16 protein-coding genes are annotated in these 15,477 nt (G+C 58.8%); 3 read left to right on the top strand and 13 right to left on the bottom strand.

All coding sequences use genetic code 11. The annotated features are described in order from the left end of the window. Window positions 1–114 precede the first annotated feature (114 nt). The 8 genes from AC19YS_RS12665 to rplM all read right to left on the bottom strand — a co-directional run bounded on the left by AC19YS_RS12665 (window position 115) and on the right by rplM (window position 5,914). Window positions 115–864 carry a FadR/GntR family transcriptional regulator gene (locus tag AC19YS_RS12665; protein WP_106578653.1) on the bottom strand — a complete coding sequence of 250 codons (750 nt, stop codon included), beginning with the start codon at window positions 862–864 and terminating at the stop codon, window positions 115–117. A 158-nt stretch (window positions 865–1,022) separates the two neighbouring features. Next, complete coding sequence (locus AC19YS_RS12660; RefSeq protein ID WP_106578652.1) at window positions 1,023–1,442, bottom strand: ClpXP protease specificity-enhancing factor; 420 nt, start codon at window positions 1,440–1,442, stop codon at window positions 1,023–1,025. 17 nt (window positions 1,443–1,459) lie between these two features. Continuing rightward, complete coding sequence (locus AC19YS_RS12655; protein WP_106578651.1) at window positions 1,460–2,077, bottom strand: glutathione S-transferase N-terminal domain-containing protein; 618 nt, start codon at window positions 2,075–2,077, stop codon at window positions 1,460–1,462. A 149-nt stretch (window positions 2,078–2,226) separates the two neighbouring features. Then, window positions 2,227–3,006 (bottom strand): cytochrome c1, encoded by a 780-nt coding sequence (locus AC19YS_RS12650; protein ID WP_106578650.1) that lies wholly within the window; start codon window positions 3,004–3,006, stop codon window positions 2,227–2,229. Beyond that, complete coding sequence (locus AC19YS_RS12645) at window positions 3,006–4,217, bottom strand: cytochrome b (protein WP_106578649.1); 1,212 nt, start codon at window positions 4,215–4,217, stop codon at window positions 3,006–3,008. The genes AC19YS_RS12650 and AC19YS_RS12645 overlap by 1 nt, the downstream gene beginning before the upstream one ends. Next, window positions 4,217–4,813, bottom strand: a complete 597-nt coding sequence (petA, locus tag AC19YS_RS12640) for a ubiquinol-cytochrome c reductase iron-sulfur subunit (RefSeq protein WP_003216040.1) — start codon at window positions 4,811–4,813, stop codon at window positions 4,217–4,219. The genes AC19YS_RS12645 and petA overlap by 1 nt, the downstream gene beginning before the upstream one ends. 265 nt (window positions 4,814–5,078) lie before the next feature. Beyond that, window positions 5,079–5,471 (bottom strand): 30S ribosomal protein S9, encoded by a 393-nt coding sequence (gene rpsI, locus AC19YS_RS12635; RefSeq protein ID WP_003171743.1) that lies wholly within the window; start codon window positions 5,469–5,471, stop codon window positions 5,079–5,081. 14 nt (window positions 5,472–5,485) lie between these two features. Next, a complete protein-coding gene (gene rplM / locus AC19YS_RS12630; protein WP_003171742.1) occupies window positions 5,486–5,914 on the bottom strand; it encodes a 50S ribosomal protein L13 in 429 nt (142 codons plus the stop codon). 248 nt (window positions 5,915–6,162) lie between these two features. Between rplM and AC19YS_RS12625 the strand changes: the two genes are divergently transcribed. Beyond that, on the top strand, window positions 6,163–7,203 hold the full coding sequence (locus AC19YS_RS12625; protein ID WP_106578648.1) for an NADP(H)-dependent aldo-keto reductase: 1,041 nt from the start codon (window positions 6,163–6,165) through the stop codon (window positions 7,201–7,203). Between the two features lie 162 nt (window positions 7,204–7,365). Here AC19YS_RS12625 and AC19YS_RS12620 read toward each other — a convergent pair whose 3' ends face one another. Beyond that, a complete protein-coding gene (locus AC19YS_RS12620) occupies window positions 7,366–8,502 on the bottom strand; it encodes an acyl-CoA dehydrogenase family protein (RefSeq protein WP_200624365.1) in 1,137 nt (378 codons plus the stop codon). A 244-nt stretch (window positions 8,503–8,746) separates the two neighbouring features. Here AC19YS_RS12620 and AC19YS_RS12615 point away from each other — a divergent pair, with 244 nt between their 5' ends. Further along, on the top strand, window positions 8,747–9,643 hold the full coding sequence (locus AC19YS_RS12615; protein WP_177410109.1) for a GlxA family transcriptional regulator: 897 nt from the start codon (window positions 8,747–8,749) through the stop codon (window positions 9,641–9,643). Window positions 9,644–9,773: 130 nt separating this feature from the next. Here AC19YS_RS12615 and zapE read toward each other — a convergent pair whose 3' ends face one another. The 3 genes from zapE to AC19YS_RS12600 all read right to left on the bottom strand — a co-directional run bounded on the left by zapE (window position 9,774) and on the right by AC19YS_RS12600 (window position 12,957). Continuing rightward, window positions 9,774–10,868 carry a cell division protein ZapE gene (gene zapE / locus AC19YS_RS12610; RefSeq protein ID WP_106578645.1) on the bottom strand — a complete coding sequence of 365 codons (1,095 nt, stop codon included), beginning with the start codon at window positions 10,866–10,868 and terminating at the stop codon, window positions 9,774–9,776. A gap of 79 nt (window positions 10,869–10,947) precedes the next feature. Then, entirely contained in the window at window positions 10,948–12,303 is a 1,356-nt protein-coding gene (locus AC19YS_RS12605; RefSeq protein WP_500601847.1) for a tryptophan--tRNA ligase, read from the bottom strand. Window positions 12,304–12,327: 24 nt separating this feature from the next. Next, complete coding sequence (locus tag AC19YS_RS12600) at window positions 12,328–12,957, bottom strand: alpha/beta hydrolase (protein WP_500601845.1); 630 nt, start codon at window positions 12,955–12,957, stop codon at window positions 12,328–12,330. A gap of 147 nt (window positions 12,958–13,104) precedes the next feature. On the opposite strand from AC19YS_RS12600, the gene AC19YS_RS12595 reads away from it, so the two are divergent. Further along, complete coding sequence (locus AC19YS_RS12595; RefSeq protein ID WP_106578642.1) at window positions 13,105–13,542, top strand: Z-ring associated ZapG family protein; 438 nt, start codon at window positions 13,105–13,107, stop codon at window positions 13,540–13,542. Window positions 13,543–13,733: 191 nt separating this feature from the next. Here the strand turns inward: AC19YS_RS12595 and AC19YS_RS12590 are convergent, their stop codons facing one another. After that, on the bottom strand, window positions 13,734–15,458 hold the full coding sequence (locus tag AC19YS_RS12590; protein WP_200624364.1) for an ABC transporter ATP-binding protein/permease: 1,725 nt from the start codon (window positions 15,456–15,458) through the stop codon (window positions 13,734–13,736). Window positions 15,459–15,477: the final 19 nt, after the last annotated feature.

Genomic DNA, 15,477 nt, shown 5'->3' with positions numbered 1-15,477 from the left:
GCTCGCGAAGGCGTTTTTTCAGTTGATGCATGTGCAGACTGACACACCGCATTCGCGAACAAGCCCGCTCCCACACTTGGATCGATTGACTCCCGACACCACTTGGTTGCCCGGTTAGCCGCGCTGCGCTTCTGCCTCTTCGTGGGCATGGCGCAGTCGCTCTCGGCTGTTGGTCAAATGCAAGCGCATGGCGGCGCGTGCAGCGTCCGAATCCTGGCGGGCAATTGCCTCATAAATCTCTTCGTGCTCGCGGCTCAGGCGACCCATGTAGTGCTGCTGATCGTCATGGGCCAGGCGTGCTGAATTCAGGCGCGTACGCGGAATGATGCTGGTGCCCAGGTGGGTCATGATGTCGGTGAAATAGCGGTTGCCGGTGGACAGCGCAATTTCCAGGTGAAACGCGAAATCTGACGCCACCGCATCGCCGGCGTGGGCCGCGCTTTCATTCAGGGCATCGAGCGCCGCACGCATGGCGGCCAGTTGCTCATCGCTGCGACGTAACGCGGCAAGGCCGGCGGACTCCACTTCCAGGCTGATCCGCAGCTCCAGAATCGCCAACACATCGCGCAGCGTGACCACCGTGGCCGGGTCAATCCGGAAACCGCTCGGGCTTGGCGTGTCCAACACAAAGGTACCGATACCGTGACGGGTTTCCACCTGCCCCGCCGCCTGTAAACGTGAGATGGCTTCACGCACGACCGTACGACTGACGCCATGGGCTTCCATGATTGCCGACTCGGTGGGCAACTTATCGCCACGTTTGAGTTGACCGTCGCGGATCTGCTCAGACAACACCGTGACCAATTCCTGGGCAAGGCTGCGGCGCTTGCGGGGAAGACGAGGGGCGGTGTTGGCGTTTTCCATGATGATCCATCTTTCTCGGCGAACTTGAGCCCGCATCATAGCCCATGGCGGTTGTACGATCACCGTTGTGTCGCGACTTTCATCCACATCCTTCGCGCAAAAAAATGCCCCGACGCGTGTCGAGGCATTTTTCAGGCTCATCCGAGGGTAAAAGCCGCTTACTTCACCACTTTCAGGCTCGGCCGGCCGCTCGGACGCGGTGGCTCGGAGTCTGGCGGTGGTACATCATCACCGCCTTCGCCTTCGATCGATTCGTCGTCCTCGAAAGGCGACTCCAGATCAAACACCATGCCTTGGCCATTCTCACGGGCATAGATCCCGAGAATCGCGCCAATCGGCACGAACAGCGTATGGGGCACGCCGCCAAAACGCCCTTCGAAGCTGACAGCCTCGTTGTCCATGTGCAGGTGGCGCACGGCACTGGGTGATACGTTCAGCACAATCTGGCCGTCACTGGCAAAGCCTTGAGGCACGTCAACCTTGGGAAATTCGGAGTTGACCAGCATGTGCGGGGTGCAATCGTTGTCCACAATCCACTCATAGAGCGCGCGAACCAAATAGGGTCGACTGGAGTTCATCAGCGGCTCCTTAAGCCTTAGCGCATATCGCGTTCGACACCAGACAGACTCGCCTGGAAAGCCTCACGCGCAAACTGGCGCTCCATGTAATCAAGCAACGGCTTGGCCGGCCGTGGCAGTTCAATGCCCAGGATCGGCAAGCGCCAGAGTATGGGTAATAGGCAGCAATCCACCAAGCTTTGTTCCTCGCTGAGGAAAAAAGGTTTGTCGGCGAACAGCGGCGAAACGCCGGTCAGGCTCTCACGCAATTCCTTGCGCGCCTGCACCCGAACGGCTTCTTTACTGCGTGAATCCAGAATCACATCCACCAGCCCGCACCAGTCACGCTGGATCCGATGGATCAGCAGGCGGCTGTTGGCACGCGCCACCGGGTACACCGGCAGCAAAGGGGGATGCGGGTAACGCTCATCCAGGTATTCCATCACCACGGTTGACTCCCACAACGCCAGGTCACGATCGACCAGGGTGGGCAAGCTGCCGTAAGGGTTCACTTCGATCAGTTTCGGCGGATGACGTCCCACCTCCACACTGATGATCTCTGCGCTGACACCCTTCTCTGCGAGCACGATGCGTACTCGGTGGGAATAGTGGTCGGCGGGGTCGGAGTAACAGGCCAACCGGTTGGTCACGCCCATGGCGGTCCTCCTCGCTTGTTGAAATTATCGAAAGCTCAAAAACGAGCGCGCCCAGAGAGCATCTCTGTAGTGCCTGGTTCAACCAGACCGCTACGTGTTCAGAGATGCCGCTGGGCGCGCAAGATTAACAGCAATTGCTTACGGTTGGATCAATGCACATCCTTCCAGTATTCGCGTTTAAGCAGATAGGCGAATACGAAGAAGAAGGCCAGGTACAGCAATACATAGGTACCGATGCGCTGATGTTGCAGTTTGACCGGGTTGGCCGAGTAGGCCAGGAAGGTCACCAGATTCTTGACCTTCTCGTCAAACTGCTCTTCGTTCAGCGTACCGGTCTTGGGCACTATGGTCAGTTGATCACACGCTTCATGCGTCAGAGGCGTGCCGGTCAACGGATCATATTGCTTCTTGCCGTCTTCAACGACCTGAACCTGCTTGCATCCTACCACTTGGCGACCCTGCAGGCCGACCAGAACGTTAGGCATACCGACGTTCGGGAAGACTTTGTTGTTCACCCCCCAAGGGCGCGTCGGGTCTTCGTAGAAGGATTTAAGGTAGCCGTACAGCCAATCGGTACCCCGCACGCGCGCCACCAGGGTCAGGTCAGGCGGTGCGGCACCGAACCAGGCCTTGGCGTCGGCAGGCTGCATGCCGATGTTCATGTGGTCGCCAATCTTGGCGCCGGTGAACACCAGTTTCTCCAGCATCAGCTCATGCGGGATACCGAGGTCATCGGCAACTCGCTCATAGCGCTGGAACTTGGCACTGTGGCAGCCCATGCAGTAGTTGGCGAAGGTACGCGCGCCATCTTGCATTGCAGCTTTGTCAGAGACGTCGATATCGACTTTTTCCAGTTCCGGGCCATGCTCGGCCGCGAAGGACAGTAGCGGCAGTGCCGCAAGCATCAAAGCAACGAATAACTTTTTCATCAGCCAGTCACCCTTTCCGGAACCGGTTTGGTCTTCTCGAGCCGGGTGTAGAACGGCATCAGAATGAAGTAGGCGAAGTACAGGAAGGTGCAGACCTGCGACAGCAACGTCAGCGAAGGCGTCGGTGCCTGGACGCCGGTCCAGCCCAGCAGCATGAACGCGATGCAGAACACCACCAGCCAGATTCGGCTCAACCAGCCTTTGTAGCGCATCGACTTGACCGGGCTGCGGTCAAGCCACGGCAGGACGAACAACAGCGCAATCGACGCCCCCATGGCAACAACGCCCATGAGTTTGTCTGGAATCGCCCGCAAGATCGCGTAGAACGGCGTGAAGTACCAGACCGGTGCAATGTGCTCAGGCGTCTTGAAGGCGTTGGCCTGTTCGAAGTTAGGCTTCTCGAGGAAATACCCGCCCATCTCCGGGAAAAAGAACACGATCGAGCAGAAGATGAACAAGAACACCACCACGCCGACAATGTCTTTGACGGTGTAGTACGGGTGGAACGGGATGCCGTCGAGCGGGATGCCGTTTTCGTCTTTATGCTTCTTGATGTCGACGCCATCGGGGTTGTTCGACCCCACTTCGTGCAGCGCCAGGATGTGCAGCACCACAAGGCCCAGAATCACGATCGGCAGGGCCACAACGTGCAAGGCGAAGAAGCGGTTCAAGGTGATGCCGGAGATCAGGTAGTCACCACGAATCCACTGAGTCAGGTCGTTGCCAATGACTGGGATCGCGCCGAACAGCGAGATGATCACCTGAGCGCCCCAGTACGACATCTGACCCCATGGCAGCAGGTAACCCATGAAGGCCTCGGCCATCAGCGCCAGATAGATCAGCATGCCAAACACCCACACCAGCTCGCGGGGTTTTTGGTATGACCCGTAGAGCAAGCCACGGAACATGTGCATGTAGACCACGATGAAGAACGCCGAGGCGCCGGTGGAGTGAAGCAAACGCAGGATCGAGCCGTACTCGACGTCGCGCATGATCCCTTCAACGGACGCAAAGGCCTCTTCAGCCGAGGGTGTGTAGCTCATCGTCAGCCAGACGCCGGTGACGAGTTGGTTGACCAGCACCAACAGTGCCAGGGAGCCGAAGAAGTAGAAGAAGTTGAAGTTTTTTGGTGCGTAATATTTGCTGAGATGGTCTTCCCACATTTTGGTAGCGGGGAAGCGCGCATCCACCCAATCCATGAACTTGCTCATCAGGCTTTCTCCCCCTCGTCGACGCCAATGACAATGACACTGTCAGTCTCGTAGTGATGTGGCGGAACTGGCAGGTTCAGTGGTGCGGGTTGTGACTTGTAGACGCGGCCGGCCAGGTCGTAGTGAGAGCCATGGCAAGGGCAGAAGTAACCACCCACCCAGTCTTTGCCCAGGTCGGCAGGAGCAACTTCAGGGCGGAAGGTAGGCGAGCAGCCGAGGTGGGTGCAGATACCGATCAGCAGCAGAATCTCTGGCTTGATCGAACGGATTTCCTTATCGACGTAGGCGGGTTGGTCGGAATTCTTCGAGTCGGGATCAGACAGCTGACCTTCGATTTTTTTCAGATTCCCCAGGATTTCCTCAGTACGACGAACGATGAAGACCGGCTGACCGCGCCACTCAGCAATCATCTGCTGGCCTGGGTCGATCTTGCTGACATTCACCTTCACCGGTGCACCTGCGGCTTTCGCCTTGGCACTGGGAAACCATGACCCCACGAACGGGACCGCAGCCCCCACCGCTCCTGCAGCACCCACCACGGATGTGGCTGCTACCAAGAAGCGACGCCGGCCTGCATTCACGCCGTCATTGCTCATTCAGTCCTCTCCCATCAGCTTTTTGGCCTGTTAAATCAGGCGTCTACTAAGTGTTGAATCTTTACTTATAAAAATTTTGCCGAATGGTAATGAAAAGCCCCACGTATGACAAGGGAATTGCCCGGGGCTCCCTCTCCAGGCCTTGTAGTATAGGGGGTCTACGGATGTGGCAAGTTGTCACGGCGAAATTTGTGCATAAATCGCAGGCAATAAAAAACGCCCAGCTCCGTGAGGAGTTGGACGTTTTTGTGGAACGTAAAGCGAATTAACGCTTCGAGTACTGCGGACGCTTACGCGCTTTACGCAGACCGACTTTCTTACGTTCAACTTCACGAGCATCGCGAGTTACGAAGCCAGCTTTGCGCAGTGCGCCACGCAGGGTTTCGTCGTACTGCATCAGAGCGCGAGTGATACCGTGGCGGATTGCGCCAGCTTGACCACTTACACCGCCACCGATAACGGTGACGTAGATGTCGAACTTTTCAACAGTCTCGGTCAGTTCCAGCGGCTGACGAACTACCATGCGGGCAGTTTCGCGACCGAAGAAGTTGTCCAGAGTGCGGTTGTTGATCGAGATGTTACCAGTGCCCGGACGCAGGAAAACGCGTGCGGTTGCGGTTTTGCGACGGCCAGTGCCGTAATTTTGAGTCGCCGACATAATGAACTATTCCGTTAAAACTTCAGTTCTTGGGGCTGCTGAGCAGCATGAGGGTGTACAGCGCCCGCATAGACTTTCAGCTTGCGAAACATATCGCGACCCAGTGGGCCCTTCGGCAGCATGCCTTTGACCGCGATTTCGATCGGGGCTTCAGGCTTCTTGGAAATCAGGCCTTCAAAGTTCGAAGACTTGATACCGCCTGGGAAACCGGAGTGACGGTAGTACATTTTGTCTTGCGCTTTGTTGCCGGTAACACGTACCTGCTCAGCGTTGATGATCACGATGTAGTCACCGGTGTCAACGTGAGGGGTGTACTCAGGCTTGTGCTTGCCACGCAGACGGCTGGCGACTTCAGTGGCCAGACGACCCAGGGTCTGACCAGCGGCGTCGACGACAAACCAGTCGCGCTGAACTGTTTCCGGTTTTGCAGTAAAAGTTGTCATTCTTTAATAGCCTCAGGGGCCGCCCTGTAAATTAGACGGCGGATCTTACTGAATAGTGCGTACTTTGACAAGTCAAAGGCAGCCGGATACAGACGCTATCGGGGGCTCGGGTCGGCGCGTCCGTTCAACGGCAAGATTCTTCGGCAGGCGGCGCATCACTTCCACTGCAGAAAGAGGTGGGCAATTATGCAGATTGCGAAAAAAAATTCAACCTGCTTTTATGATTGTTTTCCCCGAAGGAGTACCCGATGGATTATCGACAGCTGGGCCGAACCGATCTGAACGTAAGCGCGATAGCCTTGGGCACCATGACCTGGGGTGAGCAGAACAGCGAGGCAGAGGCCTTCGCGCAGATCGAACGGGCCAAGGCCGCGGGGATCAACTTCCTCGACACGGCGGAAATGTACCCGGTGCCGCCCAAGGCCGACACCTATGCCACCACCGAGCGTTACATCGGTAATTACTTCAAAAGCCGCGGCGACCGTGCCGACTGGATCCTCGCCAGCAAGATCGCCGGCCCCGGCAACACCATCGACTACATCCGCGATGGCCACCTGCGCCACAACCGCAAGCACATTGTCGAAGCGCTGGACGCCAGCCTCAAGCGCCTGCAAACCGACTGGATCGACCTCTACCAGCTGCACTGGCCGGAACGCAGCACCAACTTCTTCGGCCAACTGAGCTACAAGCACAAGGACGAAGACGACCTCACCCCGCTGGAAGAAACCCTCGAAGCACTGGACGAGCAGGTAAAAGCCGGCAAGATCCGCCACATCGGCCTGTCCAACGAAACCCCGTGGGGCACCATGAAGTTCCTCGCCCTGGCCGAAGCCCGTGGCTGGACCCGCGCGGTGTCGATCCAGAACCCCTACAACCTGCTCAACCGCAGCTTTGAAGTGGGCCTGGCGGAAGTGGCAATTCGTGAACAGTGCGGGCTGCTGGCGTATTCGCCCCTGGCGTTCGGCATGCTCAGCGGCAAGTACGAGAACGGCGCACGCCCGGCCAAGGCACGCCTGACCGAGTACAGCCGTTTCAGCCGCTACTTCAACCCGCAGTCCGAAGCCGCGTGCAGCCGTTATGTGGCGCTGGCGCGTGAACACGGCCTGGACCCGGCGCAAATGGCCTTGGCGTTCGTGACGCAACAGCCGTTTGTGACCAGCAACATCATTGGTGCGACGTCTTTGGAGCAACTGGATAGCAACATTGCCAGCGCTGACCTGACGCTGTCCAAAGAGGTATTGGAAGGGATCGAAGCGATTCAGAAGGATCATCCGAACCCTGCGCCTTGATTGATCCCTTGTGGCGAGGGGGCTTGCCCCCGTGGGGCTGCGCAGCGGCCCCAAGCAAGACCGCCTGATTCTTTCAGTAAGATTGAGGTGTGAGGTTTGGGGCTGCTGCGCAGCCCAACGCGGGGCAAGCCCGCTCGCCACAACAGCCCTTACCCCCCAGGATCAAAGCGCTCGCGCAATAATCTCCTTCATGATTTCGTTAGTCCCCGCATAAATCCGCTGCACCCGCGCATCCGCCCAGGCCCGTGCGATCGGGTATTCCCACATGAAGCCGTAGCCGCCGTGCAACTGCACACACTCGTCGAGCACCTTGCATTGCAGGTCCGTGGCCCAGTACTTGGCCATCGCTGCGGTAGGCACGTCGAGCTTGCCTTCCAGGTGCAACGCCATGCACTGGTCGACAAACACGCGACCGATCTGAATCTCCGTCGCCATCTCCGCCAACTTGAACCGAGTGTTCTGGAAATCGGCAATAGCCTTGCCGAACGCCTTGCGCTCGCGCGTGTATTCCAAGGTCCATTGCAGCGCCGCCTCCGCCGATGAGAGCGCACCAATCGCCACGGTCAAACGCTCCTGCGGCAACTCCTGCATCAAATAGGCGAAGCCCATGCCCGCCTGCCCCAGCAGGTTGCCCTTGGGCACGCGCACGTCCTGGAAAAACAGCTCCGAGGTGTCCTGGGCCTTCATGCCTACCTTCTCCAGGCGCTTGCCCTTGTCGAAGCCCGGCGTGTCGGCTTCCACCACAAACAGGCTGGTGCCCTTGGCGCCGGCCTTGGGATCGGTCTTGGCCACGACGATCACCAGCTCGGCGAGAAAGCCATTGGTGATGAAGGTCTTTGAGCCATTGATCACGTACTCATCGCCGTCTAGCACCGCAGTGGTCTTCACGCCCTGCAAGTCGGAACCCGCCCCTGGCTCGGTCATGGCGATAGCCGTCACCATTTCACCGGAAATCAATTTGGGCAGGTATTTCTGTTTCAGCGCCTCACTGCCGTAATGCAGGATGTACGGCGCGACGATGTCTGAATGCAGCGAGAAACCGATGCCCGTCAAACCCAGGCGGCTGACCTCTTCGATCACCACCGCGCTGTAGAGAAAGTCGGCGCCCAGGCCGCCATACGCTTCCGGCAAATGGGAGCAGAGCATCCCCGCCTCCCCCGCCTTGCTCCACAACGCACGGTCGATATAGCCCTGTTTCTCCCATTGCCCATGGAACGGCGCGGCGTGTTTTTCAAGGAAGGTGCGCACGCTCTCGCGAAAGAGCTCGTGCTCCGAGCTGAACAAGGTTCTGGGGATCATGGGTCACCTGCGTGGATTGTCGGACAAAGACCAGACCACAGAGCCTATGCCGCGAAGCCGTCACGGGACACTGGACACATGCGACAAAAAATAAGACGATCCAGCCGTCTGGTGACCACTTTCCCCTATAAGAATAAATGAAATTATGTCTAACCAAATCTCCACGCCCCTGCGGCGCGTCAGCATTTTGGCCATTGATCGGGTATTCGCTTCCACCCTCATGCAAGCCAAGGATTTCTTCCATCTGGCCAGCCTGCGTTATGGCAAACAACAAGGCCTGGGCCTGACCCCGGCGTTTGAAACGCGTCTGGTCAGCCCCGACGGGCAATCGGTGCGCAGCTTCAGTGATGTGATCATGCCGGTGGACGGCGGCCTGGAAGACGCCGACATCATCGTGCTACCGGCCTTCTGGGACGACTTCGACGCGCTGTGCACCCGCTACCCGCAAGTGCTGCCCTGGCTGCGCCAGCAACACGCCCGCGGCGCTGTACTCTGCGGTGAGGCCACCGGTGTGTTCTGGCTGGCCGAGGCCGGATTGCTGGATGGCAAGGAAGCGACCACTTACTGGCGTTTCTTCAATGCCTTCAGCGAACGCTTCCCCAAGGTGCAGCTCAACCAGGACAAGCACCTGACCGACGCCGACAACGTGTATTGCGCCGGCGGCACCACCTCGGCGTGCGACCTTTATATCTACCTGATCGAGCGCTTCTGCGGCGCTAACATCGCCCAGGCCGTGGCCCGCGACATCCTCTACGAAGTGCAACGCAGCTACGCACCGGGCCGCATTGGTTTTGGTGGGCAGAAGCTGCACCAGGACGTGATCATCCTGCAGATCCAGCACTGGCTAGAAGAGCACTTTGCCGACAAGTTCCGCTTCGAAGACGTCGCTCGGGAACACGGCATGAGCATCCGCAACTTCATGCGCCGTTTCCAGACCGCTACCGGCGACAAGCCGCTGCATTACCTGCAACGCCTGCGCATCGAGACCGCCAAAGGCTTGCTCTCGGGCAGCCGCAAAAGCATCAAGACCATCAGCTATGAGGTGGGTTACGACGATGCGAGTTTCTTTGCGCGGCTGTTCAGGCAGCACACGGAACTGTCGCCTAACCAATACCGGCAGCAGTTCCAGCAAGCCGCCTAACCCAGATTAAACGCGGTAAAAAATGTGGGAGCGGGCTTGCTCGCGAAGACGGTGTGTCAGTCAACACTTCCAGTGACTGGCACTCCGTCTTCGCGAGCAAGCCCGCTCCCACATTTGAAATACTTCGTTCTTACGGCTTATGCCCGCGCGACAGGAACTCGTGGGATTGCATTTCCAACAAGCGGCTCAATGTGCGCTGGAATTCAAAGTTCAAGCGACCGCCAGTGTAGAGGTCCTTGAGCTCGACTTCGGCCGAGATGATCAGCTTGACGTTGCGGTCGTAGAACTCGTCGACCATGTTGATAAACCGGCGCGCGATGTCGTCGGTGGTGACGCTCATCTGTTCCACGCCGCTCAGGATCACCGCGTGGAAAATCTTGCCCAGTTCGATGTAGTCGTTCTGACTGCGTGGGCCGTCGCACAGCTGGCGGAACTCGAACCAGGCCACGTCATCGCAGGTGCGCAGCGCGATGATTTCGCGGTTCTCGATCATCAGCTTGTCGTTTTCGACCGCCTTGGTGCATTCCGGCGTGAGCGCGCGGAAGCTTTTTTTCAGGCTGTCGAGCGCGGCATCGTTCAGCGGGTAGTGGTAAAGCTCCGCTTGCTCAAGGTGACGCAGGCGATAGTCGACGCCGCTGTCGACGTTGACGATCTCGGTGTTCTGCTTGATCAGCGCGATGGCCGGCAGGAAGCGCGCGCGTTGCAGACCGTCCTTGTACAAACCGTCGGGCACGATGTTCGAGGTCGCAACCAGGGTCACGCCGTTCTTGAACAGCTCTTCCATCAGGGTGCCGAGGATCATGGCATCGGTGATGTCGGAGACGAAGAATTCGTCGAAACAAATCACCCGCGCCTCATCGGAGAAACGCTTGGCGATGATGGTCAGCGGGTTTTTCTCGCCCGGCAGCGTCTTCATTTCTTCGTGCACGCGCTTCATGAAGCGGTGGAAGTGCGTACGCACCTTTTCCTTGAACGGCAGCGCTTCGAAGAAGGTGTCGACCAGGTAAGTCTTGCCGCGGCCCACGCCACCCCAGAAGTACAAGCCTTTGACCGGCGTATGGTCTTTCTTGCCAAACAGCTTGCTGAACATCCCTGGCTTGTTTTGCGAGGCCGCGACCAGGTCGTCGTACAGGCGCTGCAAATGACGCACCGCATTTTCCTGCGCGGCGTCATGGAAGAACTCAGGGCGTTTCAGATCAGCTTGATATCGTTCTAGGGGCGTCATAATTTCGTTAGCAAGGCAACAAAAACGGGCCGTCACTGTAACGACGGCCCTGGATAATGGCAATCAACCCTTGGTCGGGTTAATCCTCGGTTGGGGTCAACGCAACGCGCAGCTCGGCGATGGCTGCATCGCGCGACGTTTCGTCGGCGAACGCGGCACTGTCAGCCACCACCGCGCCTTCCAGCCATACGCTGAAACTCAGGGCCTCAGTGCGTACATCCAGCGCGTCACCGTTTTGCAGTTGCTTGGTCACAGCACCAGCCGCTTTGCCGTCGGCAAAATTGCGCGACAGCAGCAGTTGCTCGCCATCGGCCGATAGCAGGCGGAAGCGGAAGCTGCCGTCGTCTTCGCGAAAGCTCACAAAGCGCGCGGCTTTGGCGGCTTTCTTCTTGGCAGCCACCGGCGCGGCGGCCTGATTGACGAACGAGCGCAAGCCAACCGCCTCACGCAGCTCGGCCAGGAACGGCGCCGCCACGGCGCGGGCTTTCTTGGCGCCGATCAGCAACAGGTCTTCCATGTCCGAGGGGCGCGACATCAGGTGGTGATAACGCTCGCGCGCCTCACCCAGTTGGCCGTCGAGCAGTTGGAACAGACGATTCTTCGCCTCGCCCCAGCCCAGGCCTTGCAGCAGTTCGGCACGGAACTCTTCTTCCTGGGCCTTGGTTGCAAACGCCTGGAACAGGGTGAACAGGTGCGAGTTGTTCGGGTCCTTGGCTTCGCCAGGCGCGCGCGAGTCGGTGACGATCCGCGAGATCGCATCCTTCATGTCCTTGGCGCTGGTGAACAACGGGATGGTGTTGTCGTAGCTTTTGGACATCTTGCGGCCATCAAGGCCCGGCAAGGTGGCGACGCTTTCTTCGATCAACGCCTCGGGCATGGTGAAGAATTCTTTACCGTTGCCAAACATGTGGTTGAAGCGCTGGCCGATGTCGCGGGCCATTTCCACGTGCTGGATCTGGTCGCGGCCGACCGGCACCTTGTGCGCGTTGAACATCAGGATGTCCGCCGCCATCAGCACCGGATAGCTGTACAAGCCCATGGTGATGCCCGCGTCCGGGTCTTCGCCGGTTTCCACGTTTTTATCCACCGAGGCCTTGTAGGCGTGGGCGCGGTTGAGCAGGCCCTTGGCGGCGACGCACGTCAGCAGCCAGGTCAGTTCAGGAATTTCCGGGATGTCGGACTGGCGATAGAACGTCACCCGGTTCACATCCAGGCCACCGGCCAGCCAGGTCGCGGCAATTTCCATGCGCGAGCGCTGGATGCGCTGCGGGTCATCGCATTTGATCAGGGCGTGGTAGTCGGCCAGGAAGTAGAAGGAATCGGCATTGGCATCCTGGCTGGCGAGGATCGCCGGGCGGATCGCACCGGCGTAGTTGCCCAGGTGCGGCGTGCCGGTGGTGGTAATGCCGGTGAGGATACGGGTACGAGTCGTCATGGGTAATCGCTTATCAGACTGCTATCAATTCGAGAGACGCGGCAGCACCAGATCCTTGAGATCGGTCAGCTTGCCATGAAAAAAGTGTCCGCATTCTGCCACTTTCAGCAGCTCATGGGGGCGTTTCAGGGCGGCGGACCAGTCGTAGACCAGTTGCGGGTCGACCACTTCATCGGTTTGCGGCTGGATCAAAGTCAATGGGCAGCCTTGGGGCAGCACGTCGGTGTCGCGCAAGCGCATCACGGCGGCGGCCACCATGAACAGGTGCGCCAGCTTTTCACCCTTGGCTTCCAGACGGCCGCCGAGGCTGGCAGCCACGTAGCCACCGAAGGAAAACCCGAGCAACGTGATCGGCAGGTCGGGGTGTTTTTCTCGCAGCCAGGTCGCGGCCGCTTCGGCGTCGTCCACCTCACCGGTGGCCATTTCGTGGGTACCGGCGCTGGCACCGACGCCACGGTAATTGAAACGTAAAGTAATCAAACCGGCATCGCGAGCGGTGCGTTGCAGGGTCGAGACAACTTTATTGAGCATGGTCCCGCCCTGCACCGGGTTAGGGTGGCAGATCAGCGCCAGGCCACGTGGCTCGGGGTGATCCAGGTACAGGGCTTCCAATTGGCCAACCGGGCCATCGATCAAAACGGGGGTTTCACGCATGAGCAAGGAATGAACTCCGTGACCTCACAAAGGGTCGACTCGTCTAGCTAAAAGTCTGTGCATGGCATCATTGCGAGCTTAATCGCGGTATACAGCGCAGGTCCGAGCCGTTAACGTAAAGCAAAGCCGTTTATAGAGGAAGGACTCGTGGAACACTCGCTCTTAGTTTGGTTGTTGCCGACTCTCGCCTTGGTTGCCGGTGTCGCCATTGGATTCCTGGTTGCCCGCCTGCTGCCAAATGCCGCGCCTAACCGCACGCAGCGTCAGCTGGATGACATTCAGGAACGTTTTGACAGTTATCAGAACGAGGTTGTTACCCACTTCAACAGCACCGCGACCCTGGTCAAGAAGCTCACCCAGAGCTACCAGGACGTACAGGATCATCTCGCCGATGGCGCTAACCGCCTGGCCCTCGACGACATCACCCGTCAGCGTCTGCTGGCCGCGCTGCATTCCGATGCACCGCAAGCGCCACGGGAGCGCCTGACGCCTCCGCGGGAAAACCAGGAGCCACCACGGGACTACGCGCCAAAAACGCCGGACGCCCCGGGCATGCTGGATGAGCATTACGGCTTGAAGAAGTAAGTCTTCTCCAAGCAACAAAAAGCCCGGCTGATCGATGATCAGCCGGGCTTTTTGTTGGGCTTCACTTTCCATGACACTGGAGATTCACCGTGGGAGCGGGCTTGCTCGCGAAGGCGGTGGGTGAGTCAGCACATCGCTAACCGACAGACCGTATTCGCGAGCAAGCCCGCTCCCACACTGACCGCACGACCTCAAGCCGGTTGCTGCTCCTGCAACAACCCACCGTCAATGCGTACATGCCGCCCATGGAAGCGCTTGAGGCTGCTGCGATGGCCGACGCTGACGATGCTCAGTCCCGGCAACTCGTCAATCAATGCTTGATACAACGTGGCCTCGTCTTCTTCATCCATCGCCGAGGTGGCTTCATCCATGTACAGCCATTGCGGCGCGAACAACAACGCACGAGCAAACGCCAGACGCTGCTGCTCACCCGGCGAGAGCATGCGTTGCCAGTGATTGGCTTCGTCCAGGCGCGCAACCAGATGCGGCAGGCGGCACGTTTCCAGGACCTGTGCATAACGTTCGGCCGGGTACGCGCTGTCGTCTTGTGGATAACTCAACACAGCCTTCAGCGTGCCAATGGGCAAGTAAGGCTTTTGCGGCAGGAACAGGTAACGCGCAGCCGGCAGGCGAATGCTGCCGTGGCCTGCGGGCCAGAGGTGGCCCATTGCGCGCAGCAGCGTACTCTTGCCGCTACCTGAGCGCCCACTGAGCATCACGCGCTGGCCCGGCTCTACGGTCATGTCGGCGTCGGTCAGCAAGTGACGACCGTCAGCCAAATCCATGCCCAGGTTTTTCACCACCAGGCGCTCGCCCTCGGAGTGCACGTCGATGGCAGGCACACGCTGCTCGTTGTCACTCATGGCCTGATGGAAGCTGAGCAGACGATCGCTGGTCGCGCGCCACGAAGCCAGCTCCGAATACGCGTTGATAAACCAGCTGAAGTTCTCTTGCACGTTGCCGAACGCCGAGTTGATTTGCATCAGCTCGCCCAGCTCGATCTTGCCGGTGAAGTAGCGTGGCGCGGCGACAATGAAGGGAAAGATGATCGCAATCTGGCTGTAGCCAGCGGTGAAAAAGGTCAGGCGCTTGGACACTTTCATGATGTCCCAGAAGTTGTGCCAGACCTTGCCAAAGCGTGCGCTCAGGCGCTGGTTCTCATTCGGCTCGCCGTTGTACAAGGCGATGCTCTCGGCGTTCTCACGCACACGCACCATGGAGAAACGCAGGTCTGCTTCGAAGCGTTGTTGTTGGTTGCTCAGGCCGATCAAACGACGGCCGATCAGGTGGGTCAGCCAGCTACCGACGCCTGCGTAGACCAATGCGCACCAGAACATATAGCCGGGAATGGTGAAGCCAAATACCTCAATGCTGCCCGACACGCCCCACAGGATGATCGAGAACGACACCAGGCTGACCACATTACGCAGCAGGCCCAGACCAAGGCTCAAGGTGCTGGAGGTGAAGTTGTTGAGGTCTTCGGAAATCCGCTGGTCCGGGTTATCGGTGTAACCGCCCTGCTCCAGCTGGTAGTAATTCTTGTTGGCAAGCCAACGAGCGAAATGCTTTTCGGTGAGCCAGGCACGCCAGCGGATCGTCAGCATCTGGGTCAGGTAAAGGCGATAGACCGCGCCGAGAATCGCTACGGCGGCGATCCCGCCGAAATAGCCGATCAACTGCCAGAAGGCGGCGGTGTCCTTCTTTTCCAGCGCGTTGTAGAAGTCTTTATACCAGTGGTTGATCCACACGGAGATCGCCACGCTGAACAGCGACAGGCCAATCACTGCAGCCAGCAACAACCAGGCCTTGCCCTTCTCTTCGCTGCGCCAATAGGGCGTGATCATCGCCCAGGTTCGGCGAAAGAAGTGCCCACGCACCGCGTCGTTGACCGCGGAGTACTCAGCGTTCTGATTCATCGTTCAGGCTCGGTAGGAA

The sequence above is a fragment of the Pseudomonas sp. MF08831 genome, assembly GCF_059862645.1.
Note: the sequence above shows the minus strand (reverse complement) of the source record. Positions and strands in the feature narration are given on the sequence as shown.

Excerpts from the sequence above, each read along its gene's own strand:
- AC19YS_RS12665 (WP_106578653.1), bottom strand. The coding sequence starts at position 864 with ATGGAAAACGCCAACACCGCCCCTCGTCTTCCCCGCAAGCGCCGCAGC.
- AC19YS_RS12660 (WP_106578652.1), bottom strand. The coding sequence starts at position 1,442 with ATGAACTCCAGTCGACCCTATTTGGTTCGCGCGCTCTATGAGTGGATT.
- AC19YS_RS12655 (WP_106578651.1), bottom strand. The coding sequence starts at position 2,077 with ATGGGCGTGACCAACCGGTTGGCCTGTTACTCCGACCCCGCCGACCAC.
- AC19YS_RS12650 (WP_106578650.1), bottom strand. The coding sequence starts at position 3,006 with ATGAAAAAGTTATTCGTTGCTTTGATGCTTGCGGCACTGCCGCTACTG.
- AC19YS_RS12645 (WP_106578649.1), bottom strand. The coding sequence starts at position 4,217 with ATGAGCAAGTTCATGGATTGGGTGGATGCGCGCTTCCCCGCTACCAAA.
- petA (WP_003216040.1), bottom strand. The coding sequence starts at position 4,813 with ATGAGCAATGACGGCGTGAATGCAGGCCGGCGTCGCTTCTTGGTAGCA.
- rpsI (WP_003171743.1), bottom strand. The coding sequence starts at position 5,471 with ATGTCGGCGACTCAAAATTACGGCACTGGCCGTCGCAAAACCGCAACC.
- rplM (WP_003171742.1), bottom strand. The coding sequence starts at position 5,914 with ATGACAACTTTTACTGCAAAACCGGAAACAGTTCAGCGCGACTGGTTT.
- AC19YS_RS12625 (WP_106578648.1), top strand. The coding sequence starts at position 6,163 with ATGGATTATCGACAGCTGGGCCGAACCGATCTGAACGTAAGCGCGATA.
- AC19YS_RS12620 (WP_200624365.1), bottom strand. The coding sequence starts at position 8,502 with ATGATCCCCAGAACCTTGTTCAGCTCGGAGCACGAGCTCTTTCGCGAG.
- zapE (WP_106578645.1), bottom strand. The coding sequence starts at position 10,868 with ATGACGCCCCTAGAACGATATCAAGCTGATCTGAAACGCCCTGAGTTC.
- AC19YS_RS12605 (WP_500601847.1), bottom strand. The coding sequence starts at position 12,303 with ATGACGACTCGTACCCGTATCCTCACCGGCATTACCACCACCGGCACG.
- AC19YS_RS12600 (WP_500601845.1), bottom strand. The coding sequence starts at position 12,957 with ATGCGTGAAACCCCCGTTTTGATCGATGGCCCGGTTGGCCAATTGGAA.
- AC19YS_RS12590 (WP_200624364.1), bottom strand. The coding sequence starts at position 15,458 with ATGAATCAGAACGCTGAGTACTCCGCGGTCAACGACGCGGTGCGTGGG.